Genomic DNA, 25682 nt, shown 5'->3' with positions numbered 1-25682 from the left:
GGGGCGGAAAGCCCCTTTTTGCCCCGTTATAAAATCGTATGCGCCGGCTCTTCGGCGATGAGCTGCGCGATGCGGTTGTTTTCGTCCATAATGGCGATTTTCGGCCGGTGTGCGGCGATTTTTTCTTCCGGAACGAGCGCATACGAAATGACGATAATGATGTCCCCCTTTTGCACGAGGCGGGCGGCGGCGCCGTTTAGGCAAAAGACGCCGCTGCCGCGCTCGCCCGGGATGATGTACGTTTCAAAGCGGGCCCCGTTATTATTGTTGACGACTTGCACTTTTTCATTAGCCACCATGCCGACCGTATCTAAAATATCTTCGTCGATCGTAATGCTGCCGACATAATCTAAGTTCGCTTCCGTTACGCGGGCGCGGTGAATTTTCGCGTTCATGAGTGTACGAAACATGGGCGATCCCCCCTTACTCCTCTTGTCTTGGCGCCTCGGGCAGCCTAAGGATGACATTGTCGATCAAGCGGGCGCTCGTAAACCGGACGGCAACCGCGACGAGCACCGTTCCGTGAAGCGTTTCAAGCGGCGTCAAATCCGGGTACGAGCACACTTCGACATAATCGATCTCGGCATGCGTATGCGCTTCAATATGCTCTTTGACGAGACGGCGAAGAGCATCACCGCTCCGCTCCCCTTCCTCAACGGCCGCCGCTGCCGCCTGCAGCGCTTGATAGAGCGCCGGCGCCTCCTTCCGTTCTTGCGACGATAAATAGACGTTGCGCGAGCTTTTCGCCAGCCCGTCGGCCTCACGGACCGTCGGCACCGGCACGAGCTCAATCGGAAAATTGAAATCGCGAATCAAGCCGTCAACAACAGCCACTTGCTGAGCATCTTTCATGCCGAAATAGGCGCGGTCAGGCATAACGATGTGAAACAGCTTAATGAGCACCGTCGCTACGCCGTCGAAATGGCCGGGCCGCGACCGTCCGCACAATACATCGGTGCGCGCTTTGACGACCGCTTGCACCGTGAGCGGCCCCGGGTACATCTCGCCTGCTTCCGGATGAAACAGCACGTCGACTCCGCGCTGTTCGGCGATGTGCCGGTCGCGGGCGAAATCGCGCGGATAACGGGCAAAATCTTCGTTCGGTCCAAACTGAAGCGGATTGACAAAAATGCTGACGACGACCATGTCGTTCTCTTCGCGCGCCCGATCGATGAGAGCGGCATGCCCTTCGTGCAAATAGCCCATCGTCGGGACGAACCCGATCGTTTTTCCTTCACGGCGGCATTGGCGCATCAGCGCCTGCATTTCACTAATCCGATCGACGATGATCATGATTGGTTTCCTCCGTATAAGGCCACCCATTCCTCTTCCTTCATCGTAAACGTGTACGCCGGCTCCGGAAACTGGCGCAGCCTGACATCAGCGACATAGTTCGCCAGCGCCTCGACGATCGTCTCTTGAACGGCGGCGTATTGTTTGACAAACTTCGGCACGCGGCTGACGCCGTAGCCAAGCAAGTCGTGATAGACGAGCACTTGGCCGTCGACTTCCGCCCCCGCGCCGATGCCGATGACGGGAATGGTGAGCGCTTGAGCCACAGCCGCCCCGAGCTGCTTCGGCACGCACTCCAAGACGAGCGCCATCGCTCCTGCCTGCTCGCACTGTTTTGCATCATCAAGCAGCTTTTTGGCGCTTTCCGCATCTTTGCCTTGCACTTTATAGCCGCCAAGCACGCCGACGGACTGCGGCGTCAGCCCGAGGTGGGCGACGACCGGCACCCCGGCTTTCGTCAGTGCGGCGATCACCTTAACGACGTCATCCGCCCCCTCGACTTTGACGGCGTTCGCCCCCGACTGCTGCATGATGCGCCGGGCGTTTTGCAGCGCCTCTTCTTTGGACGCATGGTACGACATAAACGGCATGTCCGTAACGATAAACGTATTCGGCGCACCGCGGCGGACCGCCTTCGTATGATGGATCATGTCATCGACCGTCACCGGGATCGTCGAGTCGTAGCCGAGCACGACCATGCCGAGCGAATCGCCGACTAAAATCATATCCACCCCGGCCTGTTCGGCCAGCTTCGCCGACGGAAAGTCGTAAGCGGTCACCATCACGATCGGCTCATCCGCCTGCTTCATGCGAAAAAAATCGGCTTTCGTCTTCACTTTTGTTCCCTCCTCTTTCATTGCAGAGGAGATGACGCGACCGAAACAAAACGTCCCTCTTTCCCGCCTTGAGAAAGAAGGACGCCATGAACCGCCGTCGGTTTCGTTCACCCCTCTGTCCCAGTCCTTCTGCAAGGATCAAGGCAGATCATCTTTATTCTTTCGTATTGTCGGCTCGGTGCAGTTCTTTTCGACAAAGATACTGCCCTTTTCCTCGCCTTGTATTTTAACAAAATTGTCACAATTTTTCTAGTGGGAATTTACAGTTGAATATCCGCTGAATGAATATAATGGAGTTGGTTTTGCTCATCCTCAAGGATCAGCAGCCCATCATCGGTAATGCCGCGGGCAATGCCGCGCATCACCCCGTCCAGCGTCCTTGCCGTCACCGGTTTGCCGATCGAAACGGCGTACCCTTCCCAAAGAAGCTTAATCGGACGGAAACCGTGCTCCAAATATTGCTTATATAACCGCTCGAGCTGAAGTAAAATTTCTTGAATGAGCGGCGCACGCTTCATGCGCTCCCCTTTTTCAATGGCGAGCGATGTGGCAATGGCGCGAATGTCCTCCGGAAATTGCGTGCTTGTCTGGTTCACGTTCATGCCGATGCCGATGATGACCGAACGGACGCGGTCGGGGTCGGCCTGCAGCTCCGTTAAAATGCCGGCGCATTTTTTGCCGTGAAGCAAAATGTCGTTCGGCCATTTAATATCCGGAACGAGCCCGGTCACTTCTTGAATGGCTTGGCTGACCGCCACGGCAACGAGCAGCGTCAACTGCGGCGCCTGCTGCGGCGGGATGGGCGGCCGCAAAATCAGGCTCATCCAAATGCCGGTTCCTTGCGGGGAAAACCATTTCCGGTCCAGGCGCCCGCGCCCGGCTTTCTGCTCTTCGGCGACGACAAGCGTCCCTTCCGGCGCCCCTTCATACGCCAGCTTCGCCGCGATGCGCTGCGTCGAATCGACTTCCTCAAAAAAATGGATCATATGGCCGAGCGTTTCGGTTTTCAAGCCAAGCTGGATTTCGTTTGCCGTCACCTTATCGGGCGTGCTCACGATCCGGTAGCCGAGGCGGCGCACCGCTTCGAGTTCAAACCCTTCTTTGCGCAGCTCCTCGATATGTTTCCATACGGCCGCCCGCGAACAGCCGAGCTGCTCGCTGATCTTTTGTCCGGACAGAAACTCGCCGTTTGCCTCGGCAAACAGTTCTAACAGTTTTTTTCTTGTGTCCGACTGCGCTCCATGAGCCATGCGTAAATCCGCTCCTTCTCGTTTTCAACTTCATCGTTGACAACCGCCCGCCATATGGCGTCCAGCGTCTCTTTCACCCACGGGCCGGCCGGTTTCCCGATCCATTCAATGACCTCTTTTCCGTTGACCGCAAGCTCGCCTTTCGTTTTGATCGGCAAGGCGGCAAAACGGCGGCGCAGCGTTTCATGCTGCGGCTCAGGCGGCTTTCCGATCAACGCGGCGCGCACCATTTCAACCGAGAGCGCCCGCTTGAGGCCGGCCAAAAACAGCTGCTCGTTCGTCCACGCGGCCGGTTCGGGGACGGCAGCGAGCGCCGCCAATATGGCTCCAGCTTCATCGATCACCTTGTTCGGCAGCTTCCATGCGCGCAAAAACGGCCGGCTTTCCGTGATGCCAAGCGCCTGGCACAAAAGCGCCCACCGCTCTTCGCGCGATGTGAGCCACGGCCAGCGGTACGCAGCTGCCCGCCGCAGCTGCCCGTCTTTTTCGGCCAGCCCCGGCAAGTAGGCGGACAGCCTTGTTTCGGCCAAAAGCGGCAGCGCTTCGGCAGCAAACGGGCCGGCAAGCAGCTTTTCCATCTCCATCGTCATCCGCTCAACCGAAATATGGGCGAGAAGCGGCGCGTTGGCGATGATCGCCCGCTTCGTAGCGACAGCGAGCGAAAATCCAAGTTGACTGACGAAACGGACGGCCCGCATCATGCGGAGCGCATCTTCCCGAAACCGCGCGTCCGCTTCTCCGACGGTGCAAATGAGCCGCTTTTCGATCGCCTCTTGCCCGCCGAACGGGTCAATGACCGTCCCGTGCTCGTCCATGGCGATCGCATTCATTGTAAAATCGCGCCGCTTCAAGTCTTCTTCAAGCGAGCGGACGAACGTCACCGACTCAGGACGGCGGTGGTCTTCATAGTCGCCATCGGTGCGGAACGTCGTCACTTCGTACGCCGTTCCTTCGTGCACGACGACGACCGTGCCGTGCCTTGAACCGACATCGATCGTTTTCGGGAAAATCGCCATCACTTCATCCGGCAAGGCGCTCGTCGCAATGTCGACGTCGCCGATCGGGCGCCCAAGCAGCAAGTCGCGCACCGCGCCGCCGACAAAATACGCCTCATGGCCATGCCGCTTCAGCTGCCGGACGATGCCAAGCGCCTGTTGGAACGGCGGTTTCATCCTCTCACCTTCCTTGCCGCCAGTGAAGCATACAGCTGTTCATACTGCCCGACGATATCGGACGAGCAGAACTTTCGATGAACGGTTTGCACCGCCTCTTTTGCCATTTCGTCATGCAGGCGGCGGTCGGTCAGCAGCGCGAGCGCTTTTTGAGCCGCTTCCTCGACATCGCCAAGCGCACATAAAAAGCCGCTTTTTCCGTCTTCAATCACTTCCGGGATGCCACCGATCGCCGTACCGATGCACGGGACGCCGCACGCCATCGCCTCGAGCAGGACAAGCCCGAAACTTTCTTTTTCCGACAGTAGCATCATCACATCGCTGATCGAATACAGCTCTTCAAGCTTGTCCTGTTTTCCTAAAAACCGGACGTCGCCGCTAAGTCCGAGCTCTTTGACGAGCCGGCAGACGACGGTCATTTCCGGGCCGTCGCCGACAAGCAAGAGCTTGGCCGGCACGTGCCGGCGCACGATGGCAAACGCGCGCACCACATCGGGCACGCGCTTCACTTTCCGGAAATTAGAAACGTGAATGATGACGTTGTCCGTTTCACCGATGCCGTACTCCCGCCGCAAATGGCTTGCCTCCCGGCGGCGGTAGACGCGTTCGTCAACAAAGTTGTAAACCGTGTGGATCGGCTTTTGCACCTCAAGAAGCTCGTACGTCTGCCGGACGAGGGCGTTAGACACCGCCGTGACGATGTCGGACTGCTCGATGCCGAACTTAATCATATCGGAAAGCGACGGGTCGTAGCCCAACACCGTGATGTCGGTGCCGTGCAGCGTCGTGACGATCGGCAGTTCGCCGACCATTTGGCGCGCCAGCGCGGCGCAGACAGCGTGCGGCACGGCGTAATGGGCATGAAGCACATCAAGCTGTTCCCGCTTCGCCACCTCGGCGATTTTGCTTGCCAACGCCAAATCATACGGCGGGTATTGAAAGACAGAGTATTGATTGACGCTCACTTCATGGTAATAAATGTTTCCGTATACTTTGTTCAGCCGAAACGGCATGCTTGACGAAATAAAATGAATCTCATGCCCTTTTTCGGCAAGCAGTTTGCCAAGCTCGGTGGCGACGACTCCTGAGCCTCCGACCGTCGGATAACAGACAATTCCTATTTTCAGCTTCATCGCGCTCCCTCAAATAAGTCGAAAAGATGAATCGGTGTTTTTGTCAAAAACCCTTCGGCATATGCCGCGCCGATTTGCTGGCCGAACCAGCGCTCGCGGCTTTCGATCATCTCAATGTAGTTGTTTGTCAGCGGCGTCTCAACCGATCCGGGCCGCTTTTCAAACTGGCTTTCATAGGCGCGCAAGCTCGCCAGCTTGTCATGCACCGTTTCGCTAATATCGATAAGAACATGCGGGCGGCAAAAGGCATTGATCATATAGTAATACACCGAGCGGACGCGGTGGGCGTCACCAAGCTCCCCCGCACCGTAACGGCGGATGCCGGCGGAAAAGACCGCCTCCTCGACAAGGCGGGCGCATTGCCCGTGATCCGGATGGCGGTCCTCCCAGTACGGAGCGAATACAACCCGCGGCCGATAGCGGCGAATGACTGCAACGATGCGGCGAATCGCCTCCTCTTCAACAGAAAGGCCGCGGTCGGGGAGTTCGAGATTCAGCCGTTCCGATACGCCAAGCCGGCGAGCCGCTTCGGCCGCCTCTTTCTGCCGTTCATCGACCGTTCCGTTGGACGACAGCTCCGCCTTCGTCAAATCGCAAATGACAGCGCGATACCCGCGCCGCACATATTTGGCAATCGTCCCCCCCATGCCGATTTCGACATCATCCGGATGGGCGCCAAACGCCAATAGATCACATGTTTCCACCATCGCTGTCACCTTTCTGTTTCCTCTTCCTCCCCGCTTTTCGCCCGGCCGCGGACGATGTTGCGCCATGCCAAATCGCCGCGCTCCAACCCGCGAATGAGCAGCTCCGCCGTCCCGATGTTCGTCGCGAGCGGCACCGCATAGACGTCGCAAAGGCGCATGAGGGCGCTGATGTCCGGTTCATGCGGCTGGGCGGTGAGCGGGTCGCGGAAAAAAATGACGAGGTCCATCTCGTTGCGGGCGATCATCGCTCCGATTTCCTGATCGCCCCCGTACGGTCCGGACTGGAAGCGGTGGACGGCGAGGCCGGTCGCCTCCTGAATGCGCAAGCCGGTCGTGCCGGTGGCGTACAGTTCATGGTTTGCCAAAACAGGCGCGTAGGCGGTCGCAAACGCGACCATCTCCGCCTTTTTTTCGTCATGGGCAATTAACGCGATTTTCATCTTGTTCTCTCCCCCGTTTGCGCAGTCCGCGCTATTCTAAAATATGTTCAAGCCCGTAGACGAGCGTATGTAAATGCATGACCGTTTCCACCGCCAGCTTCACGCCGGACATGAATGAGCGGCGGTCAAGCGAATCGTGGCGGATCGTCAGCGTCTGTCCATCGCCGCCGAAAATGACTTCCTGATGGGCGACAAACCCCGGCAGACGGACGCTATGGATCGGAATGCCGTCGTACGCGGCGCCGCGCGCGCCCGCGAGCGTTTCTTTTTCATCCGGATGGCCTTGTTTTTTCGATGGGCGCACTTCAGCGATGAGCTGCGCCGTTTTCAGCGCCGTTCCGGATGGAGCGTCAAGCTTTTGGTCATGATGCAGTTCGATAATTTCCACATCAGTGAAATATTTTGCCGCCATGCGGGCAAACTTCATCATCAACACCGCGCCGACAGCAAAGTTGGGCGCGATGATGGCGCCGAGCTCTTTTTCCTCGGCCAGCTCGGTCAGCCGCTCGATCTCTTCCGGCGTAAACCCGGTCGTGCCGACGACGGGGCGGACGCCATGGCGCAGCGCCAGCTCCGCATGCCGTTTTCCCACTTCCGGTGTCGTTAAATCGATGAGCACATCCGGCTTCACCTCGGCAAAACAGCGGGCGGCATCGGTATAAATCGGGGCGTCGGCACCGGCAAACCCGCCGATGTCAGCCAAACGTTGCCCGTCATAGCGGCGGTCAATGACCGCGGCCAGTTCAAAATGCTCGGTTTTTTGCACAAGCGCCACCGCTTCGCGGCCCATGCGGCCGCGCGGTCCGGCAATGACGATGCGGATCGTCATTCAGCACCCTCCTTCCGTGTCCAGCGGTCGCGGTCGCGGGTCCGGAACTTGTCCATCACCCGGTCGTGCGCCGCCTGCAAATCAATGCCGAGCGAATTGGCGAAACAAATGAGCACAAACAACAGATCGCCCAGCTCTTCTTCCACTGTGTTTTCTTTTTCCGTCGCCTTTTTCGGCTTTTCCCCGTAATAATGGTTCACCTCGCGCGCCAGTTCGCCGAGCTCTTCCGTCAACCGCGCAAGCATGGCGAGCGGGCTGAAATAGCCTTCTTTAAACTGTCCGATATATTCGTCCACTTCGCGTTGCATCTGCTTCATCGTTTTCTCCTGCATGGCCATCACCTCGCCTGTTTCCATGTTAGCGAAAAGCGGCGCATTTGACAAATGTTTTCGTCGGCCGCCAATTCCGTCCGTTTTCGCCCATCATTGCCTGCGCAGACAAGTTCCTCTATAATTAAGGACGCCGACTATTTTTGCGGACGGAGGGACGATATGATTTTCGGCTTAAAGGTGAAAAACAGTTTGTTTATTTTGCTCGGCGCCGCTATTTTTGCCTTCGGGCTCGTTCATTTCAATATGCAAAACAATTTGGCAGAAGGCGGCTTTACCGGCATTACACTTCTTCTTTATTTTTTGTTCGGTTTTGATCCGGCCATCACCAACCTGGCCCTTAACATCCCGCTCTTTTTTATCGGCTGGAAGCTGCTCGGCCGCCAGACGTTTCTTTATACCGTACTCGGCACGGTCGCTGTTTCGATGTTTTTATCCATTTTTCAACGCTATATGATTCATATGCCGCTGCGGCATGATATGACGCTCGCGGCGCTGTTCGCCGGCGTTTTCATCGGCGTCGGCCTCGGCATCATTTTCCGCTACGGCGGCACGACCGGGGGCGTCGACATTATCGCCCGTCTCGTCTATAAATATAAAAGCATCAGCATGGGCAAAACGATGTTTGCCTTTGATGCCGCCGTCATTACACTGTCTCTTCTTCTTTACCTTTCGTATCGCGAGGCGATGTATACGTTAGTCGCCGTCTTTATCGCCGCGCGGGTTATTGATTTTATGCAGGAAGGCGGTTATGCAGCGAAAGGGGCGACGATCATCTCTGAACAAAGCGAAGAAATCGCCAACCGCATTTTAACAGAAATGGAACGGGGCGTCACCGTGTTAAAAGGACGCGGTTCGTATACGAAGCGCGACCGCGATGTCTTATATTGCGTCGTCGCCAAAAACGAGCTGCCGCGCTTAAAAAACGTCATTATGTCCGTCGACCCGCACGCCTTTGTCGCGGTCACCGATGTGCACGATGTGCTTGGAGAAGGGTTTACGCTTGATGAACAAAAGCGGCCGCTTGAGCCATAGCTGCCAACGATGCCCGCACGGGCGGCGCATGTCCGGTTTACCTAATGCCATTCAGCCGGACAATAAAAAGGAGGGGGAAACCCGTCCCCCCTCCAAAGGCGAGGCGGCGCCTATTCTTCCGGCTGCCGCGCCCGTTTTTCTTCTTTTTCCCCTTTGTATTTCCGCCAGCCGACGTATGTCAGCGTCAACACGATCACTCCGCCGGTCGAAATCATCACCCAAATGAGCGACGGATCGGCTTCATCTTTTTTCACTCCATCAAACAGCGCTTCGACATCGCGGCGAGCGGCGGCGAGCTGCTCGCGTCGCTCGCTTTTGGCCAGCTGCCAAAACGAGGCGGCCTGCAGCGCTTCAAGATGGCTGTCGGCCTTTTTGGCCGCTTTTGGCGGCACATCGATCTTCAAGCTCGGCTCAATTAACGTATAGCGCTCAATAAACTGGCGAAGGGCAGCGTCATACGCCTCTCTCTCCCCGCGTTCCGCCGCCTTTTCCATCGCGGCGAGCGCTTCCATGACAGCCGGCTCCATCTCCGTCCAAAGCGGTTGGTGCGTCGATTGGACGGCGTCAACGACAAGACGGAATTGCGCGAGAGCAGCGATTTTGTCTTCCACGGGAATCGATGCCGTCATGGCCTTTACGGCCTGCTCGTGCGTCACCGTCACCGCTCTCAGCTCGTCAGCCGATTTCAACCGTTCTCTCGCCCCAAGGGCAAAAAACCGCTCGGAAAAATAAAGAAGCACTTCTTTTGCCTCGGCAAACCGCTCATTTTTCGCCAATTGCAGCGCTTCGTCGGAAATGTCGTCAAGCTGTTTCCAATCATCCGTTTGTCCGGCCGCGCCAACGAGCGCTGGCCATAAAAAGGCGAGCGATAACAACATGGCCAGCCCGATTCGTTTCATCATCGTCCCTCCCTCACTCACTATTACAATGTATGAAGGAGTGGACAAGAGTAGACCAAGCAACTGCTATATAGACTCCCATGACAAAAAGATTTCGTCACCATCGAAGGGATGAAAATGCCGCTATGTCGAACTCTGAAACCTTGCACATTTTGAAGTTCGGGTATTTTCAGGATAGATGCAATTCGAAGCTTTACCATTTGCAGCTTTTACCGAGTATCTGATCGACTGTCGGGGGACCGAACAACGCCGCTTAAAGACCCATATATGGGTCTTTAGGGCAGGCGGTTGTTCGGTCTTCCGTCACGCCTTGGCGTGACGGAGGCAAGCCTGTGGCTTGCCTTCGACAGTCGAAAATGGACAAACCGCTTTTCCGTCAAGGATATGTTAAACTTCTTCGTTGCATCTATAATAGAAAGCTGCCGCCCAACGTTCCTCCTTGTGTTCAACGCTCTACTCTGATGCCTGCCGGAAAGACATGCCGCCCGGCAGAAGCGGCTGGCGCCGGAGGCGGACGCCAAGCTGATACGCAGCGGCAATCGATGCGATGCTCAACCAAAACGTAAAATAGCCGATTTCGTTGACGTAGTCAGCCAGCACACTATAGCGCGGCATCATGCCAAAAACGTAGTCGATGACATCGTTATGCAGCGTCCACACGGCCGCCAGCATAAGGTGAAGGAAGCGGAATCGATAAAACCGGGCGTACAGCATTCCTTCGATCGCCATCGCCCCGTGCGAAACGATCAGCATCCACCCGGCCCAATCGAGCGTGCCGGTGACGCGCCAAACGAGCACATTCATAACGACCGCCCAAATTCCATACTTAACAAGCGTCACCAAAGCCAACGCTTCAAAAAGCGGCGCCGACCTGCCGAAAAGCCATGCCACAAGGACGACAAGAAAAAAAAGGCTCGCCGTCGGGCTGTCGGGAACAAACGGCAAAAAGACGGGCGGCGTATCGGCAAGTTGATAACGATACCAATAATATCCATAGATGGTGCCGGCCGCGTTGACGAACAAGAGCAGCCAAACAACCGGCCGGGAAGCCAACAGCGCATAAAGCCATGCCATCATCTGCACCTCGCCTCGGTTTCATGTTGGCACGAAAAAAGCTGACTAACGCGAGTCAGCTTTTCCGTGCCGAACGAATTATTCCGCTTTTAAGCCGGCGATGAATTCCGCCATTTTTTTCAGCTCTTCATCCGTGCCTTTAAAAATGCCACCTGGCATGCTGCCTTTCCCTTCTTTGGCGATCTTCGCGATCTCTTCCGGCGTCAAGCCGGTGCCGATGAGCGACGGGCCGGCGCCGCCGGACAAGTTTTGTCCGTGACACGATATACATGTGTTCGCTTGGGCGATTTTATAGCCTTCCGCGTTCGTATCAATTTCCACTTCCGCACGAATTTTCCCTTGCTCAGCTGCTTTTTTCCAGTCGTGTGTGACGACCGCTTCCCATGTCAAATAAACAATAGAAGCGAGCGCCAACAACATCATGCCGGTTGCCACCGGGCGCTTCCACGGACGGCGCTCCGGACCGCGATCCAAAAACGGCGCCAGCAGCAAAGCAGCAAACGCCAGCCCCGGCATGACGATCGCACCGATGACCGTATACGGACCGGATGCATACGAATATTTGAGCAATTGGTATAAGAACAAGAAATACCAGTCAGGCAGCGGTATATACGTCGTGTCCGTCGGGTCGGCGATCCGCTCAAGCGGCGACGGGTGGGCGACCGTCAAGCTTAAAAAACCGACGAGAAAGACCGAACCGACAAGCCATTCCTTCAAGAGGAAGTTCGGCCAAAACACTTCCGTTTTCCCGGGGTACTCTGAATAGTCCTTCGGAATATTCGGTTTTCTTACCGCGGGAATACGGGAATCGCCGACAAATTTCATTCCTTTTCCGCGATGCATTGCGTGATTCCCTCCTTTTTTCTATCGCCTCAGAACGTCCAGCCGACCGATCATAGCGGACCGGAAATGCCTTGTCTGCGAATCATTAAAAAGTGCGCTGCCATTAAGCCGAGCAAAGCCGCCGGCAAGAAGAAGACGTGAATCGCAAAGAAACGCGCCAGCGTTTGAGCGCCGACAATTTCCGGATCCCCGGCCAACAGCGTTTTGATCGCCGGTCCGATAAGCGGCGTCGCTTCAGCGATTTGCAGACCGACTTTTGTCGCAAACAGCGCTTTCATATCCCAAGGCAATAAATAGCCGGTAAAGCCAAGCCCCATCATGACCATGAAGATCAATACGCCGACGATCCAGTTCATCTCGCGCGGCTTTTTATACGCCCCTTGGAAAAAGACGCGCAGCGTATGTAAAAACATCATGACGATGACTAAGCTTGCCCCCCAGTGGTGCATGCCGCGCACGATTTGGCCGAACGCCACTTCGTTTTGCAAGTAATAAACCGATTCCCACGCGTTTTTAATGTCCGGGACGTAGTACATCGTTAAAAACATGCCCGACAAGATTTGAATGACCGTGACAAAAAACGTCAGCCCGCCGAAACAATAGACAAAGGCGGAAAAATGGTGGGCCGGGTTGACGTGCTCCGGAACTTCGTGATCGGCGATATCCCGCCATAAAGGCGTAATATCTAAGCGTTCATCGACCCAGTCATACAGCTTGTTTAACACGCATTACGCCTCCCCTCGTGGTTTCGCCTTGCCTAAGTACAGCTTTCCGTCTTTCACTTCCAATTCGTAGCGGTCAAGCGGAGCTGGCGGCGGCGTCCCCGGAACGTTCGTGCCGTCTTTCGTATAAAGCCCGTAGTGGCACGGACAGAAGAAATGATTCGGATTGTTTTTGTCCGTATTCCAGTCGACCGTACAGCCAAGGTGTTTACAAACCGGTGACAGGGCGATAATGTCCCCTTTTTCATCCTTGTACACCCAAGCTGATCTCGGTTCTTCCGACTCGTACCAAGCGTCTTTCACCTTCACTTTAAAGTCGAAGCGCTTCGGTTCGGTCGTGATTTCTTTGACGTCCGCCACCGCGACCATCTCTGTGCCCGCCGTCTCTCTCAAGATCGGGTCAAAGGCGAAGCGGAGCATCGGCATAAGCATTCCTGCTGCCATAAAGCCGCCGACCCCGGTCAGCGTGTAGTTTAAAAATTGACGTCTCGTTACGCGATGTTTGTTGTCGCTCATCGTCTTCCCCCCTCTATGCAAAGTCAAGTCCACACCGGACAGTTGTATGTATAACACATATGGAAAACTAGGACATTCTAATGATAGCTCAATTGCTGGACAAGGTCAATATCACAAAACGGCAAAACGCGAGACTTTGCTTTGCCTATCCTTTCGTCCAGCGGCTGACAAAAAAGCGGAGAAGCTCAGCAGCCTGCTCGCGAACGAGCTCATGCTTGTACGGCTCGCCCATGCTCTCGAGCGGAACGGCCGGAACGAGCCAAATGCGGCTGGCCTCCGTCTCCTCTTGCCACGCGCGATCGCACGTCACATAAAACACATGGTCCATCCCTTCCTGCCTGAGGCGGTTTGTCCAATTCGTCAGCCTTTCTAGCAACTGGCTCCGCCCTTCATCCGCAAAATAAACAAATGGCGGCAACAAAAACACGCGCCCCCTCAGCTGGCGCTCGACCTCAGCGGCGACGAGCCCGACGAGCTCTCCTCCAGAAGCGAGCCGCCTCGCGCCTTGGCCGATGGCCACCGGCAAAAGCGGAATGAGTGCCGTATCAATGTAGTCGCGCTCTTTTTCATAGGTGGCGACGTCCCCGCTTGTCCATTTCATCGTTACTCCCCTTTGCCATAAAGTTCGTTCCTTATCACGATACCATATTTTTCGGCAAAAGAAAAACCTTGCCTGCGGGCAAGGTGTTACAATTTGTTTAATTCATCGGTCAGCCGGCGAAACGCCTCTTCATCGTGGCGGTCGAGCGCCTCGTCGATCAGCTTCATCAGCCGCCCGCGCCGGAACTCGTAAATGGACCGTTCCAAAAATTGCTCGGCAAGGCGCTGGTCGTTTTCGCTTACTTGCGCCTGCTTCGGTGCGTACGGGTTTTCCTCAAGCACAGCAACATATTGCGGCGAGTGAAAAGAAGCGCGGAAATTGAGTTGAATGTAAATATCTTCGTCGCGGTTCAAGCGGATGTCATGGAACGATTTCTCCGCATCGGTCGTCATCACATTCCCTTTGTAAAAACGGAACGGCACATCATCCACGCAGTGGGTCGACATGACGATGCCGCGCGGGCAATATTGGGCGTTCTCGACAAAATGCACCTTCTGCATCAGCTGATCATGGCTCATCAAATAATTTAAAATCCACACACATTCGCGTCGCTTCAACTGATAATGGCTTAAAAACCAACGGATGAACTCTTTTTTTTCATTGACGGATACGTGCGTCATCATGCGCTTCCCCCTCGATCGGTTTCCAAGAAAGAGGTTCGGTCACCGCGTCTCCCCTACTCCTCGAGCTCAAGCAGCATCTCGGCCGCCTCCGTATGGCTCGGGTCCAGACCGACGATTTGTTGAAATATTTCTCTTGCTGCCGCCCGATTTCCTTCCTCGATGAGAAAATATCCGTACTCTTCGAGAAAATCGACGTTATTCTTAAAGAAATTATATGCCTCAGCGTAATGATTTAATGCATCACCATACATCTCAAGCCGATGTTTGGCGCGCCCTAAATCCCATTCAAACTGCGGATCGTATTCACCGTCAGCCATCGCCTGTTCCAAAAGCGCCACCACGTCGTCATAGCGCTGCTCGTGAAGCCAAAGCGCTGATAAAACGGTAAGTGCCTCAATGTAGCCGCCATCGATCTCGAGCGCCTTTTTCAGCTGCTCTTCCGCTTCGGCCGGTTTGTTCAGCTTTAATGCCAATTTGCCGGCATAAAGGCGGAGCTCTTTATTCCACTCATCGATTTTCATCCCTTCGAGCACCGTTTCGTAGCTTTTTCGGAGCTGTCCTTCCTGCTCATAGGCTTTTGCCAAATATAAGTAAAGGGGGGCGTAATCCGGATCGAGCTCTTTTAAGGCGCTGAGCTTGTCGATGGCCGTTTGCGTGTAGCCGGCCTGCAAGGCTGTGAATCCGTAGGCGAACAATGTCCGGCTGTCCGTTTTTTCGTTGAGCGCTTCCTCATAATATGGAAGTGCCGCCTCAAACTCCCCGGAGCGGCTGAGCGCCTCGGCCAGCCGCTCCACCACGAGGACGCCGGCCAGCTCGCGCGCATTCTTTTGCACTTGTTCATAAAACGGCACGCTTTTTGCATATTCGCCGAGCGAAAAATACAATTCCGCTAAGGCGAATTGGACGATCGGCTCATCCGGCGCTTTTTTATACGCCTGACGCAGCTTTCGCTCGCTCACTTCCGTCAGTCCTTGCATTTCGTATAAATCGGCGGCGAGCAGGCACGCCCGGACAAACTGCGGATCATCCTCCCCGACCTCGGCTAAAAGGGCAAGCGCTTCGTCTTCAGCCTCAAGTTCCGTATACACTTCGGCTAAAAACAGGCGGATGTCGCCATCGTCCGGATAGCGGGCGGCAAGCTCCTCAAGCATCCCTTTTGCCTCCTCCGGCATCCCCCATGCGTACAAACAGTCCGCAAGCGCATATTTCTCTTCGTCGCTTCCATATTTTTTTACTTTCGGCACGAGCGCCAACGCTTTGTCAACATTTCCGTTTTCTACTAGACGAATGATTTGTTCAACACGTGTCATGTCCGTGAACCTCTCTTATCGCGACAGATCGTTCCTAGTTAGGGCGGGGACATCCGCCCTCACTGTCTGAATAGTTATGTACTGCTGCAGCGGGAACATGATTAATCATAATCGACAATGGCCGTTTCAGCAACCGAACCGCTCGCCGCCCGACAGCGTGCCGTCCCACAACAGATGTATCCGCTTTCAAAAGGAATGGAAAAGCCTTTCCTCTTATTGACAACATATGAATGAACAAAGCGAAATATAACCACCCGCCCGCTTGGGGCGGGGGCGTTTTTCAGCTACAGCAAAGAACGAAGATCGGCAAAAAAGCCCGGATAGGAGACCGCGACCGCTTCCGGACGCTCAAGGCGGACCGTTCCTTTCGCGCAGCAGGCGGCGATAGCGAGCATCATGCCGATCCGGTGATCCCCATGGCTGTCGACGACAATCGCGTCGGCATAAAGCGCCGTTTTGCCGCGAATGACCATGCCGTCATCGGTCGCTTCAATATCGGCGCCAAATTTTTTCAGCTCCGTGACGACCGTATCGATTCGGTTCGTTTCTTTTACTTTCAACTCACTGGCATCTTTAATGACGGTCGTCCCTTCGGCCTGCGTCGCCAGCAAGGCGATGATCGGAATTTCATCGATCAACCTTGGAATGAGATCGCCGCCAATTTCGACCGCTTGAAGCGCCGATGTGCGAATCGTGATATCGCCGATCGGCTCCGTTTCCTCATTGCGGACATGGTCAACCGCAATGTCGGCTCCCATTTGTTCGAGCACATCGATAATCCCGGTTCTCGTCGGATTTAAGCCAACGTTTTTCAGCGTAATTTCGCTGTTCGGCACAATGGCGCCGGCGACGAGGAAAAAGGCGGCCGATGAAATATCGCCGGGAACGTAAATGTGCGTCCCGCGCAAGGACTGCGGGCCGGCAATTGAGACGGTTGGGCCGTCGACGTTCACCTCACCGCCAAACAGCCGGATCATTCGTTCTGTATGGTCGCGCGAACGGTGCGGCTCAGTGACGGACGTTGCGCCATCGGCAAACAAACCGGCGAGCAAAATGGCCGACTTCACTTGGGCGCTCGCCACCGGCGAGTTGTAGCGGAGCGGGCGGAGCGCGCCGCCGCGGACCGCAAGCGGCGTATAATTGCCGCCCTCACGCCCGTCAATATGCGCTCCCATCTCGCGAAGCGGCTTCGTCACCCGCGCCATCGGCCGTTTGGCAATCGACTCGTCGCCAACAAGGCAAGCGTGAAACGGCTGACCGGCCAAAATGCCGAGCAAAAGGCGCGCCGTCGTGCCGGAATTGCCGACATCAAGCACGGCGGCCGGCTCGCGAAGTCCGCTGGGCCCCGCCCCTTCGACAATGACATTCATCCCGTCTTGGCGAATGTCGACACCGAGCTTGCGGAAGCAGTCGATCGTGCTTAAACAATCTGCGCCAGGCAAAAAATGATCGATCACCGTCCGTCCGGAAGCGAGCGCCCCGAGCATGACAGCGCGATGGGAAATCGATTTGTCGCCGGGCACTTCAATCGTTCCCCGAAGCGATGATACGTTCGTTGGCAGCTGCATGCAACATCCCTCCACTGTTTTTCGTTGCTACCCTTCATATGTCGCATAGTTCGTATGTTTGGCGAGGCACGCTTTCGCCCGCGCCCGGTCATCTTCGCTTTGGAAGCTGAGGCGGAGCACCCCGTAAATTTCCTCGCGCGTCTCGATAATGCGGATGTTTGTAATGCTGATCTTTTCCTGGGCCAAATAGCCGGTGACCTCGGAAATGACGCCCGGATAGTCGGGCACGTCGACATACAAATCGTAAAACGACGGAATCGCCCCCTTTGTCCGCACCGGCAGCCCGTCGCGAAACTGTTTCGCTTCAAGAAAATAATGGTAAATCGCGATGCTGTTTTCTTCCTCGACAAACGAGCGGAGCCGTTCCATTTCGGCGATCCAACGCTCAAAAAGGGCGAGCAGCTCGCGCTTATTATGGATAAAAATGTCGCGCCACATTTCCGGATTGCTCGACGCAATGCGGGTAATATCGCGGAAACCGCCGGCCGCCAGCCGGCTGACGAGGGCGTTTTCGTTTTCATACTCGCGCGCCTGATGGACGAGGCTTGCCGCAATCAAGTGCGGAAAATGGCTGATCACCCCAGTGATGCGGTCATGTTCTTCCGGCGTTAAGACGACAAACTGCGCTCTTGTTCCGGACAGCCATTGTTTCAACTTCTCGACCTGCTGTGGCGGCACGCCGTCTGTTGGCGTCAAAACGTAAAAGGCATTTTCAAACAAATGCGCCCGCGCCGCAGCCACACCGCTTTTGTGCGACCCGGCCATCGGATGGCCGCCGATAAACGCCACGCCGTGATCCAACAGGCGGCGCGCGCCTTGAACGATGCGCTGCTTCGTGCTGCCGACGTCCGTGACGATGACGCCGCGCTTCAGCCGCTCAAGCGGCATGGACGAAAGCAGCGCTTCCGTCTGCATGACCGGAGTGGCGAGAACAATCAAATCCGCTTGCCTAAACCCGTCTTCTACAGAATGGACGGCTTCGTCGATCACTTTCAGCGAGCGCGCCAAACCGAGCTGATGATCGTTGACGTCATAGCCGATGATCACTGCCTCAGGATGCGCCTTTTTAACAGCTAAAGCAATCGATCCGCCGATCAAGCCGAGACCGACAATAAACACGTTTCCTTCCAACCCAACCCACCTTCTTTATGTAAAAATGCGCCCGCTGCTTGCTGCAAGCAACGGGCTGGCCTTCCTGTCCGGTTCGTTGCCAAACCGGTCAGACGAGCTGTTTTTCGCGAAGCATGTGCAAAACCGTTTCAAACACCCGGTCATTCTGCTCTTTCGTGCCGATGGTGATGCGCACGCCGGTCGGCAAGCCGAGCGCCTTGCCGGAGCGGACGATAATGCCCCGCTCGAGCAAATATTGAAACACTTCATTGCCGTCTATGCCGAAGTCGATGAACAAAAAGTTCGTTTGCGACGGGTAATACTTCAGGCCGTGTTCTTCGCAAAAGCGGTAATACCGTTCAAGCTCGGCGCGGTTTTGCTCGACGCAGGCGCGGATGAACGCCTGGTCATCAAGCGCGGCCGCTGCGGCCGCTTGGGCGACGGTCGACGTATTAAACGGCTCGCGCGCCGGTTCGACGGCGCGAATGATGGCCTCGCTGGCAATGCCGTAGCCAACGCGGAGCGCAGCAAGCCCGTACGCTTTCGAGAACGTGCGCATAATGACAAGCTGTTCATATTCCCGTAACAGCGGCACCGTTTGCGGATAATCAGCCGCCGTTGCGTATTCGTAATACGCTTCATCCAAGACGACAAGCACGTGCGGCGGCACGCGATCCAAAAAGGCGCGCAACTCCGTTTCGTTCACATACGTGCCGGTCGGGTTGTTCGGATTGCAAATCCAGACGATGCGCGTATTCCCGTCGATGGCGTTAAGCATCGCCTCTAAATCATGGCGCCCGTCAGCAAGCGGCACTTCGCGCACTTCGGCCCGCTCGATGACCGCGTTATGGCGGTATTGCGGAAACGTTGGCGCCGCCATCACCGTATTCGTGCCCGGCTCTAAAAAGGCGCGGCAAAACATTTGCACGACTTCATCCGAGCCGTTGCCAAACAACAGCTGCGTTTCCTTAACGCCAAGATGGGTAGCTGCTTTTTCGCGCAACACGCGGGCATAGCCATCCGGGTAGACGGCAAGGCGGTCAAGCTCAGCGGCGATGGCAGATTTCGCCGCCGGTGACGAACCGTATGGATTTTCGTTGGAAGCTAGTTTAATAATATCGGAAAGGCCGTATTCCCGCTTCACTTCCTCGATCGATTTTCCCGGCTGGTACGGGGGAAGCCCCCGAAGTTGTTCCTTCACTTGCATGGATATTGCCAACTCCTTTAGATCGGAACTTTTAGCGCGAAGAACACGGCGCGTGAAGCGGCGCGGCGAGCGAGCGGGCGTAGGCGGCAAACTCGGCGATGGCCGCTTCCTTTTCCGTCGGGGTCTGCAGGCGCTCAAGCAGCTGTTCCACTTTTTGCACGAGCGCGCTGCCGACGACGACGCCATCGCAGACGCCTTTGAGCATCGCCACTTGTTCCGGCGTCGAAATGCCGAACCCGACAGCGACCGGAACGCGGCTATGCCGTTTTACTTCGCCCAAGAAGCCGCCAAGCGACTCCGGCAGCGTCTCGCGCACACCGGTGACGCCAAGCGAGGAGACGCAGTACAAAAACCCTTCAGCCGCGGAAGCGATCCGCTCGATTCGCTGCTTTGACGTCGGGGCGACGAGCGAAATGAGCGGAAGGCCGAACCGCTCACCGAGCTCGCGGAGCGGGCCGCTCTCTTCAAACGGCAAATCGGGAATGAGCACGCCGTTGGCGCCATTTTCTCGCGCTAAAGCAAAAAAGGATTCTTCTCCTAATTGTAACACAGGATTATAATACGTAAAGATGATAATCGGAATTTTTACACCTTTTTTTCGCATTGCGGCGACAAGCTGAACGGCTTTCGGCAGCGTCATTTGCCCGGCGAGCGCCCGGGCGGCGGCGCGCTGAATCGTCGGCCCGTCGGCGAGCGGGTCAGAGTACGGCACGCCAAGCTCCAATACATCAGCGCCGGCGTCTTGCAGCGCCAAAGCGAGGTCGACGGTCAAGTCGGCAGACGGGTCGCCGGCGACGATAAACGGAATAAACAGCGGTTGATTAGCGGGCAGACGCAACGTCTTCACCTTCTTTCATCCCAAGATGGCGCATCATCGCTTGCACATCTTTATCGCCGCGGCCGGACAGACAAATGAGCACCGTCTCATCCGGCTCCATCCGGCGGGCCAGCTCGACGGCTTTCGCCACCGCATGGGCCGATTCGATGGCCGGAATGATGCCTTCGGTTTGCGATAGCAGCTGAAATGCAGCGACCGCTTCCTCATCGGTCACACTCTCATAACGGACGCGGCCGATGCTCGCCAAATACGCGTGTTCCGGACCGACGCCGGGGTAATCGAGACCGGCGGAAATCGAATACGGTTCAATGATTTGCCCGTATTCATCTTGCAGCAAATATGTCATCGCCCCGTGGATGACTCCTTTCGTCCCTTTCGCAATCGTCGCCGCATGGTGCGGAGTATCGATTCCTTTGCCGGCTGCTTCTACGCCGACGAGACGAACGTCGTCTTGCAAAAACGGGTAAAACATGCCGATGGCGTTGCTGCCGCCGCCGACACAGGCGACAATCACATCCGGCAGCTTCCCTTCGCGGGCGAGAAACTGTTCCTTCGCTTCATCACCGATGATCCGCTGAAACTCGCGCACCATTTTCGGGTACGGGTGCGGACCGACGACCGAACCGATCATATAAAAGTGGTCGTCACAATGGGCGACCCAATAACGAATCGCCTCGTTCGTCGCGTCTTTTAACGTCCGATTGCCGCTTGACACCGGCACGACTTCGGCGCCTAACAGCCTCATGCGAAACACGTTCAGTTCTTGCCGTTTCATGTCTTCCTCGCCCATAAAGACGATGCAGTCCATGCCGAAATGGGCAGCCACCGTTGCCGCTGCAACCCCATGCTGCCCGGCGCCGGTTTCGGCGATCAACTTTTTCTTGCCCATCCGTTTCGCCAAGAGCGCCTGGCCGATGGCGTTGTTGATTTTATGGGCGCCGGTATGGTTTAAATCTTCACGCTTTAAATACATTTTCGCGCCGCCAACCTGCCTTGTCAAATTGGGGGCGAACGTCAGCGGGGTCGGCCGCCCGGAGTAGTGCTGCAAAATACGGATATATTCTTGCTTGAACGACTCATCGGCAAGCGCTTTGTCGAGTTCCACTTCAATTTCCTCAAGCGGAAGCATGAGCGTCTCCGGGACAAACTTGCCGCCGAAATCGCCAAATCGCCCGTGTTCATTCGGAATCTGTTCGATCATCAAAGCCACCTTCTTTTTCCCCAAGATTAAATGACGGATTTCGTGTGAAAAAGCATCCGCCTGCGCCCATTCCAATACCGGATCGGCGCGAACGATCTTTGCACGTCCTTTTCTATTTGAAATATTGTTGTACTTTTTCTTCTATCTGCTTCATCTTGGCCGGGTCTTTGCGCCCGTCTGTTTCAATGCCGCTGCTTATGTCGATGCCGTCGGGACGATAGGCAAGCAGCCGTTCGACATTGTCCGGGGTGATGCCGCCGGCGATGAAGCACGGCACGCCTTGGCGTGCGGCCTCTTCCAAATAGCGCGGCACCGCCTCCCAGTCAAAGGAGACCCCTGTTCCACCCCACGCGCCGGCGACGCGGCTGTCGACAACGTAGCCGTCAGCCACCCCGGCGTATTGCTTCATCGCCTCAAGCGCCCCATCGCCGTGATGGATCGCCTTCCAAACGGCGCGCTGTGCCGCCTCTTTCACAGCGGCCAGCTCAGCCGGCGTCTCGCGGCCATGGCATTGGATGACATGAAGCGGCAGCTGCAAGGCAACAGCAGCGATCCGATCAACAGAGGCGTTGACAAAGACGCCAACGAGCTGCTTATCGCCGAGTGACGCCGGCGCCAACCATCGTTTCACCTCCTCAGGTGAAACGTTCCGCCTGCTTGCAGCGAAAATAAAGCCGAGATAATCCGCCCCGCTCGCGAGCGCAGCTTGCACATCGCCCGCCGAACGGTTGCCGCAATATTTAAGCCGGACCACCGCTGTCACCCTCTCCAAACAGCCGGTAGACCGCCCGCTCGACATCGGCTTGGCGCATGAGCGACTCACCGACAAGCATCGCCTGCGCCCCGTATGAACGGACCGCCTGCACATCGCGGTAGGAGCCGATCCCGCTTTCGCTGACGATGACGCACGACGGCGGAATGAGGGACGCGAGCGTTTTGGTCGCCTCAAGCGTCGTCACAAACGTACGCAAATCGCGGTTGTTAATGCCGACTACTTCGGGCGTAAACCGGTCCAAAATCCGCTCCAGCGTCTCTTTCGCGTGCACTTCCACTAAACATTCGAGTCCGATGCTGTACGCTTCGTGATAGAGCGTCTCGAGCGTTTCCGGGGGCAGCGCTTCGCCGATCAATAAAATCGCATCCGCCCCGATCCGGGCGCTTTCTTCTACTTGCCGGCGGTCGATGATGAAATCTTTGCGCAGCACCGGGATGTCGATCGCCTCTTTCACCGCCTGCAAATAGCGGCGGTGCCCTTGGAAATAGCGCTCATCCGTCAGCACGCTGATCGCATCCGCCCCCGCGCGCTCATACGCTTTGGCGACGGCGACCGGATCAAAATCCGGGCGGATGACGCCTTTAGACGGAGACGCTTTTTTCACTTCAGCGATTAACCCGAGCGCCCGCCGCGGCCGGCGGAGCGCCGCGGCGAACGGACGGCGCTTTGGCTCCGGCAGCGGTTCCGGCAACGTCAACGCCTCAAGTTCCTCACGTTTTGTCGCTAAAATTTGTTCAAGCATCGTGGACCACTTCCTTTACACGCAGGCGTTGCAGCTGTCTGTAAGCAGCGTTGGACAAAATGGCGTCTTTCGCCATCGCTACCCCATCGGCGATCGTTTCCGTCTTGCCGGCGGCGTACAAGGCGACGCCGGCGTTCAGCGCGACGATGTTGATGGCGCTCTCCGGCGCCGACGCGATCATGACCGCTTCAAGCAACGCAGCGCTTTCTTCCGGATCGCTCACTTGTACCTCGGCGAGCTCGCCACGCGGCAAGCCGACTTGTTCCGGGGTGATAACAAAGCGGCGGATCGCTCCATCTTTCAGCTCAACAACATCGGTTTCGGCGGCGATGCTGCACTCGTCGAGCCCGTCGCGGCCGGTGACAAACAGCACGTGCTCCGAACCGAGGCGGCGCATCGTCTCCGCCAGTTTCTCGGCGTAGCGGGTCGAATAGACGCCGATGACTTGCCGCTTGCAGCGCGTCGGGTTGGCGAGCGGGCCGATCAAGTTAAAAACGGTGCGGAAGCCGATTTCCTTCCGCGGCCCGGCGGCATGTTTCATGGCCGCGTGGTACAAGGGGGCGAACAAAAACGTTAACCCTTTCGTTTCCAATGCCTGCTTGGCGGCGTCCGGCGATGATTGAATATCGATGCCAAGCCGCTCGAGCACGTCCGCGCTGCCGCTTTTTGATGAAACAGCGCGGTTGCCGTGTTTGGCCACTTTGACGCCAAGCGAAGAAATAACGATGGCCGCTGCTGTTGAAACGTTAAACGTCGCCGCTCCGTCCCCGCCTGTGCCGCACGTGTCGATCACATCGTCACCGGCATCAATCGCCGTCATCCGGTCGCGCATCGCCCGCACAAACCCGGCCAATTCATCGACCGTCTCCCCGCGCAGACGCAGCATCGACAACAAACTCGCGATTTGGCTGTCTGTCGCCGCCCCGTCCATGACGGCAGCCATCGCTTCATATGCTTCTTCTTCTCCTAACGTTTTTCCTTCCGCACATTTGGAAAGCAGCTGCTTTAACATACGATCCTCTCCCCTTTGGCAAATAGTCGTTCCGCTTGTTCAATGGCGTTCAGTAAGGCGCTTGCTTTATTGCGCGTTTCTTTCCACTCAAGTTCCGGGACGGAGTCGGCGACGATGCCGGCGCCGGCCTGTACATATGCATACCCCTCTTTGATGACCGCCGTCCGGATGGCGATGCACGAGTCGATATTGCCGTCAAAGCCGATGTAGGCGATCGCTCCGGCGTACAATCCGCGGGCTGTCGGCTCGAGCTCTTGCAAAATTTGCATCGCCCGCACTTTCGGCGCACCGCTCACCGTCCCAGCCGGGAAGGCGGCAAGCAGCGCATCGATCGGGTGGACATCGTCATTCAGCTCGCCGACGACTTTCGAAATGAGGTGCATCACGTGGGAAAACTTGCCGATTTCCATCAAGACCGGTGCTTTGACCGTTCCGTATTTCGCCACCCGGCCGATATCGTTGCGCGCCAGGTCAACGAGCATATAATGCTCGGCCCGCTCCTTCGGGTCGTTGTACAGCTCATCGGCGAGCCTCGCATCCTCTTCCGGCGAGCGCCCGCGCCGTCTCGTTCCGGCGATCGGATCGATTTCCACGCGCCGATGGCGCACTTGGATCAGCTTTTCCGGCGAGCTCCCGACAATTTCCATATCATCCAGCCGAAAATAAAACATGTACGGCGACGGATTGATGTGGCGGAGCAGCCGATAAACGACAAAACCGCCCGCGCGAACCGGCACGCAAAAGCGCTGCGACAAGACAGCTTGAAACACATCGCCGGCCGCAATATACTGTTTGACCGTTTCCACGTCGCGCAAAAACTGTTCTTTTTCATAATTGGATGTAGTGTCGGCAAACGAAACGGTACGCCCCGTTTCGCCCTCTGCCGGCAGCAGCGGCTGCTCGGTACGGACGTGCGCCGCTTTCGCTGCCAACACGGCGATGCGCTGCTCGGCAGCGCGATACTTCTCGATTTTCTCATCTTCTGTCTCGCTGCCGTCTAAACGGATGTAGTGAATGAGCAACAGCTCCCGCCTTTGATGGTCAAAAGCAAACAGCGATTCACAAAATACGAAATAGCCGGCTTTCATGGCTAGGTCGCGATTTTCGTGGCGCGGCACGTTTTCGATGGCGGAAATGAAATCGTACCCTAAAAATCCAACCGCACCGCCTGTAAACGGCACCGCTTCGGCCAACGGCCGGACAGCGAGCGCCCGCTCGGCCCATTGAAACGCCTCTTTCAACGTTGGCACCGCAGCCTGTTCGTTTCCGTTTTCATCTTTCACGGAAAACATCTCGCCTGTTTCACTTTCGAGCGTTAAAAACGGCGCGACGCCGATAAACGAATAGCGCGCCCACGGCGATTCATCGTCTTTGCTTTCGAGCAGAAACACCGCTTCATCGCGCAAATTGCTAAATACTCTAAGCGGTTCAATGACATCGGCTAAAAATTTGCGCACGATCGGGATGGTGCGAAACTTGTTGGCATCCGCCAAAAAAGCGGCCAGCCTCTCAGTGGACATCCCTTCTCCTCCCTTCATGATCGGCGGGCGGAGAATGAGGGTTTATGAGGCGAAAAGAAAAAAGGGGAAAGAAAACGCCCAAAGACGACCGTCTTTG

28 protein-coding genes are annotated in these 25682 nt (G+C 56.4%); 1 reads left to right on the top strand and 27 read right to left on the bottom strand.

What is annotated here, in order from left to right; all coding sequences use genetic code 11:
• Positions 1-26 precede the first annotated feature (26 nt).
• The 10 genes from panD to GS3922_RS05115 all read right to left on the bottom strand — a co-directional run bounded on the left by panD (position 27) and on the right by GS3922_RS05115 (position 7992).
• On the bottom strand, positions 27-410 hold the full coding sequence (gene panD, locus GS3922_RS05160) for an aspartate 1-decarboxylase (RefSeq protein WP_063165490.1): 384 nt from the start codon (positions 408-410) through the stop codon (positions 27-29).
• 13 nt (positions 411-423) lie between these two features.
• Positions 424-1293: a pantoate--beta-alanine ligase gene (gene panC / locus GS3922_RS05155; RefSeq protein WP_063165489.1), complete on the bottom strand. Its 870-nt coding sequence runs from the start codon at positions 1291-1293 to the stop codon at positions 424-426.
• On the bottom strand, positions 1290-2129 hold the full coding sequence (gene panB / locus GS3922_RS05150) for a 3-methyl-2-oxobutanoate hydroxymethyltransferase (protein ID WP_063165488.1): 840 nt from the start codon (positions 2127-2129) through the stop codon (positions 1290-1292). The genes panC and panB overlap by 4 nt, the downstream gene beginning before the upstream one ends.
• Before the next feature lie 260 nt (positions 2130-2389).
• Positions 2390-3379, bottom strand: coding sequence for a biotin--[acetyl-CoA-carboxylase] ligase (locus tag GS3922_RS05145; RefSeq protein WP_063165487.1), 990 nt, complete (start codon positions 3377-3379; stop codon positions 2390-2392).
• A complete protein-coding gene (locus GS3922_RS05140; protein ID WP_063165486.1) occupies positions 3337-4551 on the bottom strand; it encodes a CCA tRNA nucleotidyltransferase in 1215 nt (404 codons plus the stop codon). The genes GS3922_RS05145 and GS3922_RS05140 overlap by 43 nt, the downstream gene beginning before the upstream one ends.
• Positions 4548-5684: an N-acetyl-alpha-D-glucosaminyl L-malate synthase BshA gene (bshA, locus tag GS3922_RS05135; protein WP_063165485.1), complete on the bottom strand. Its 1137-nt coding sequence runs from the start codon at positions 5682-5684 to the stop codon at positions 4548-4550. Before bshA ends, GS3922_RS05140 begins: the two co-directional genes overlap by 4 nt.
• Positions 5681-6391: a bacillithiol biosynthesis deacetylase BshB1 gene (gene bshB1, locus GS3922_RS05130; RefSeq protein ID WP_063167318.1), complete on the bottom strand. Its 711-nt coding sequence runs from the start codon at positions 6389-6391 to the stop codon at positions 5681-5683. Before bshB1 ends, bshA begins: the two co-directional genes overlap by 4 nt.
• Before the next feature lie 5 nt (positions 6392-6396).
• Positions 6397-6831, bottom strand: a complete 435-nt coding sequence (gene mgsA / locus GS3922_RS05125; protein ID WP_063165484.1) for a methylglyoxal synthase — start codon at positions 6829-6831, stop codon at positions 6397-6399.
• A gap of 31 nt (positions 6832-6862) precedes the next feature.
• Positions 6863-7660 (bottom strand): 4-hydroxy-tetrahydrodipicolinate reductase, encoded by a 798-nt coding sequence (gene dapB, locus GS3922_RS05120; protein ID WP_063165483.1) that lies wholly within the window; start codon positions 7658-7660, stop codon positions 6863-6865.
• The gene (locus tag GS3922_RS05115) at positions 7657-7992 is read right to left on the bottom strand and encodes a nucleotide pyrophosphohydrolase (protein WP_063165482.1); all 336 of its coding nucleotides are present in this window, start codon (positions 7990-7992) and stop codon (positions 7657-7659) included. Before GS3922_RS05115 ends, dapB begins: the two co-directional genes overlap by 4 nt.
• 159 nt (positions 7993-8151) lie before the next feature.
• Here GS3922_RS05115 and GS3922_RS05110 point away from each other — a divergent pair, with 159 nt between their 5' ends.
• Complete coding sequence (locus GS3922_RS05110; RefSeq protein WP_063165481.1) at positions 8152-9024, top strand: YitT family protein; 873 nt, start codon at positions 8152-8154, stop codon at positions 9022-9024.
• Between the two features lie 110 nt (positions 9025-9134).
• On the opposite strand, the gene ypjB is transcribed toward GS3922_RS05110, so the two are convergent.
• The 17 genes from ypjB to trpE all read right to left on the bottom strand — a co-directional run bounded on the left by ypjB (position 9135) and on the right by trpE (position 25585).
• Complete coding sequence (ypjB, locus tag GS3922_RS05105; protein ID WP_063165480.1) at positions 9135-9923, bottom strand: sporulation protein YpjB; 789 nt, start codon at positions 9921-9923, stop codon at positions 9135-9137.
• 453 nt (positions 9924-10376) lie between these two features.
• Complete coding sequence (gene lhaT / locus GS3922_RS05100; RefSeq protein WP_063167317.1) at positions 10377-10997, bottom strand: lipoprotein heptaprenylglyceryl N-acetyltransferase LhaT; 621 nt, start codon at positions 10995-10997, stop codon at positions 10377-10379.
• Between the two features lie 78 nt (positions 10998-11075).
• Positions 11076-11840 carry a menaquinol-cytochrome c reductase cytochrome b/c subunit gene (locus GS3922_RS05095; protein WP_063165479.1) on the bottom strand — a complete coding sequence of 255 codons (765 nt, stop codon included), beginning with the start codon at positions 11838-11840 and terminating at the stop codon, positions 11076-11078.
• Positions 11841-11890: 50 nt separating this feature from the next.
• Positions 11891-12565 (bottom strand): menaquinol-cytochrome c reductase cytochrome b subunit, encoded by a 675-nt coding sequence (gene qcrB, locus GS3922_RS05090; RefSeq protein ID WP_020960305.1) that lies wholly within the window; start codon positions 12563-12565, stop codon positions 11891-11893.
• 3 nt (positions 12566-12568) lie between these two features.
• Entirely contained in the window at positions 12569-13078 is a 510-nt protein-coding gene (gene qcrA / locus GS3922_RS05085; protein ID WP_063165478.1) for a menaquinol-cytochrome c reductase iron-sulfur subunit, read from the bottom strand.
• Positions 13079-13223: 145 nt separating this feature from the next.
• Positions 13224-13679 carry a YpiF family protein gene (locus GS3922_RS05080; protein ID WP_063165477.1) on the bottom strand — a complete coding sequence of 152 codons (456 nt, stop codon included), beginning with the start codon at positions 13677-13679 and terminating at the stop codon, positions 13224-13226.
• Positions 13680-13765: 86 nt separating this feature from the next.
• On the bottom strand, positions 13766-14299 hold the full coding sequence (locus tag GS3922_RS05075; protein WP_063167316.1) for a ReoY family proteolytic degradation factor: 534 nt from the start codon (positions 14297-14299) through the stop codon (positions 13766-13768).
• A 56-nt stretch (positions 14300-14355) separates the two neighbouring features.
• Entirely contained in the window at positions 14356-15612 is a 1257-nt protein-coding gene (locus tag GS3922_RS05070) for a tetratricopeptide repeat protein (RefSeq protein ID WP_063165476.1), read from the bottom strand.
• Positions 15613-15896: 284 nt separating this feature from the next.
• A complete protein-coding gene (aroA, locus tag GS3922_RS05065) occupies positions 15897-17180 on the bottom strand; it encodes a 3-phosphoshikimate 1-carboxyvinyltransferase (RefSeq protein WP_063165475.1) in 1284 nt (427 codons plus the stop codon).
• A 27-nt stretch (positions 17181-17207) separates the two neighbouring features.
• The gene (locus tag GS3922_RS05060; protein ID WP_063165474.1) at positions 17208-18311 is read right to left on the bottom strand and encodes a prephenate dehydrogenase; all 1104 of its coding nucleotides are present in this window, start codon (positions 18309-18311) and stop codon (positions 17208-17210) included.
• An 88-nt stretch (positions 18312-18399) separates the two neighbouring features.
• Positions 18400-19497 carry a histidinol-phosphate transaminase gene (gene hisC, locus GS3922_RS05055; protein ID WP_063165473.1) on the bottom strand — a complete coding sequence of 366 codons (1098 nt, stop codon included), beginning with the start codon at positions 19495-19497 and terminating at the stop codon, positions 18400-18402.
• 31 nt (positions 19498-19528) lie between these two features.
• Positions 19529-20344, bottom strand: coding sequence for a tryptophan synthase subunit alpha (gene trpA, locus GS3922_RS05050; RefSeq protein WP_172796449.1), 816 nt, complete (start codon positions 20342-20344; stop codon positions 19529-19531).
• A complete protein-coding gene (gene trpB / locus GS3922_RS05045) occupies positions 20319-21536 on the bottom strand; it encodes a tryptophan synthase subunit beta (RefSeq protein ID WP_063165471.1) in 1218 nt (405 codons plus the stop codon). Before trpB ends, trpA begins: the two co-directional genes overlap by 26 nt.
• 112 nt (positions 21537-21648) lie before the next feature.
• Complete coding sequence (locus tag GS3922_RS05040; protein WP_082816530.1) at positions 21649-22290, bottom strand: phosphoribosylanthranilate isomerase; 642 nt, start codon at positions 22288-22290, stop codon at positions 21649-21651.
• Positions 22277-23053, bottom strand: a complete 777-nt coding sequence (gene trpC, locus GS3922_RS05035; protein ID WP_063165469.1) for an indole-3-glycerol phosphate synthase TrpC — start codon at positions 23051-23053, stop codon at positions 22277-22279. The genes GS3922_RS05040 and trpC overlap by 14 nt, the downstream gene beginning before the upstream one ends.
• Positions 23046-24065, bottom strand: a complete 1020-nt coding sequence (gene trpD, locus GS3922_RS05030) for an anthranilate phosphoribosyltransferase (RefSeq protein ID WP_063165468.1) — start codon at positions 24063-24065, stop codon at positions 23046-23048. Before trpD ends, trpC begins: the two co-directional genes overlap by 8 nt.
• Complete coding sequence (gene trpE, locus GS3922_RS05025; protein ID WP_063165467.1) at positions 24059-25585, bottom strand: anthranilate synthase component I; 1527 nt, start codon at positions 25583-25585, stop codon at positions 24059-24061. Before trpE ends, trpD begins: the two co-directional genes overlap by 7 nt.
• Positions 25586-25682: the final 97 nt, after the last annotated feature.

The sequence above is a fragment of the Geobacillus subterraneus genome, from assembly GCF_001618685.1.
Lineage (GTDB): Bacteria > Bacillota > Bacilli > Bacillales > Anoxybacillaceae > Geobacillus > Geobacillus subterraneus.
The sequence above is the reverse complement of the archived record's forward strand: the minus strand, read 5'-3'. Positions and strand labels throughout refer to the sequence as shown.

Excerpts from the sequence above, each read along its gene's own strand:
- panC (WP_063165489.1), bottom strand. The coding sequence starts at position 1,293 with ATGATCATCGTCGATCGGATTAGTGAAATGCAGGCGCTGATGCGCCAA.
- GS3922_RS05095 (WP_063165479.1), bottom strand. The coding sequence starts at position 11,840 with ATGCATCGCGGAAAAGGAATGAAATTTGTCGGCGATTCCCGTATTCCC.
- ypjB (WP_063165480.1), bottom strand. The coding sequence starts at position 9,923 with ATGAAACGAATCGGGCTGGCCATGTTGTTATCGCTCGCCTTTTTATGG.
- GS3922_RS05115 (WP_063165482.1), bottom strand. The coding sequence starts at position 7,992 with ATGCAGGAGAAAACGATGAAGCAGATGCAACGCGAAGTGGACGAATAT.
- qcrA (WP_063165478.1), bottom strand. The coding sequence starts at position 13,078 with ATGAGCGACAACAAACATCGCGTAACGAGACGTCAATTTTTAAACTAC.
- GS3922_RS05075 (WP_063167316.1), bottom strand. The coding sequence starts at position 14,299 with ATGACGCACGTATCCGTCAATGAAAAAAAAGAGTTCATCCGTTGGTTT.
- hisC (WP_063165473.1), bottom strand. The coding sequence starts at position 19,497 with ATGCAAGTGAAGGAACAACTTCGGGGGCTTCCCCCGTACCAGCCGGGA.
- trpB (WP_063165471.1), bottom strand. The coding sequence starts at position 21,536 with ATGATCGAACAGATTCCGAATGAACACGGGCGATTTGGCGATTTCGGC.
- GS3922_RS05140 (WP_063165486.1), bottom strand. The coding sequence starts at position 4,551 with ATGAAACCGCCGTTCCAACAGGCGCTTGGCATCGTCCGGCAGCTGAAG.
- bshA (WP_063165485.1), bottom strand. The coding sequence starts at position 5,684 with ATGAAGCTGAAAATAGGAATTGTCTGTTATCCGACGGTCGGAGGCTCA.
- GS3922_RS05110 (WP_063165481.1), top strand. The coding sequence starts at position 8,152 with ATGATTTTCGGCTTAAAGGTGAAAAACAGTTTGTTTATTTTGCTCGGC.
- trpD (WP_063165468.1), bottom strand. The coding sequence starts at position 24,065 with ATGTTAAAGCAGCTGCTTTCCAAATGTGCGGAAGGAAAAACGTTAGGA.
- mgsA (WP_063165484.1), bottom strand. The coding sequence starts at position 6,831 with ATGAAAATCGCGTTAATTGCCCATGACGAAAAAAAGGCGGAGATGGTC.
- GS3922_RS05070 (WP_063165476.1), bottom strand. The coding sequence starts at position 15,612 with ATGACACGTGTTGAACAAATCATTCGTCTAGTAGAAAACGGAAATGTT.
- trpC (WP_063165469.1), bottom strand. The coding sequence starts at position 23,053 with ATGCTTGAACAAATTTTAGCGACAAAACGTGAGGAACTTGAGGCGTTG.
- panD (WP_063165490.1), bottom strand. The coding sequence starts at position 410 with ATGTTTCGTACACTCATGAACGCGAAAATTCACCGCGCCCGCGTAACG.
- dapB (WP_063165483.1), bottom strand. The coding sequence starts at position 7,660 with ATGACGATCCGCATCGTCATTGCCGGACCGCGCGGCCGCATGGGCCGC.
- GS3922_RS05145 (WP_063165487.1), bottom strand. The coding sequence starts at position 3,379 with ATGGCTCATGGAGCGCAGTCGGACACAAGAAAAAAACTGTTAGAACTG.
- bshB1 (WP_063167318.1), bottom strand. The coding sequence starts at position 6,391 with ATGGTGGAAACATGTGATCTATTGGCGTTTGGCGCCCATCCGGATGAT.
- trpE (WP_063165467.1), bottom strand. The coding sequence starts at position 25,585 with ATGTCCACTGAGAGGCTGGCCGCTTTTTTGGCGGATGCCAACAAGTTT.
- aroA (WP_063165475.1), bottom strand. The coding sequence starts at position 17,180 with ATGCAGCTGCCAACGAACGTATCATCGCTTCGGGGAACGATTGAAGTG.
- GS3922_RS05080 (WP_063165477.1), bottom strand. The coding sequence starts at position 13,679 with ATGAAATGGACAAGCGGGGACGTCGCCACCTATGAAAAAGAGCGCGAC.
- lhaT (WP_063167317.1), bottom strand. The coding sequence starts at position 10,997 with ATGGCATGGCTTTATGCGCTGTTGGCTTCCCGGCCGGTTGTTTGGCTG.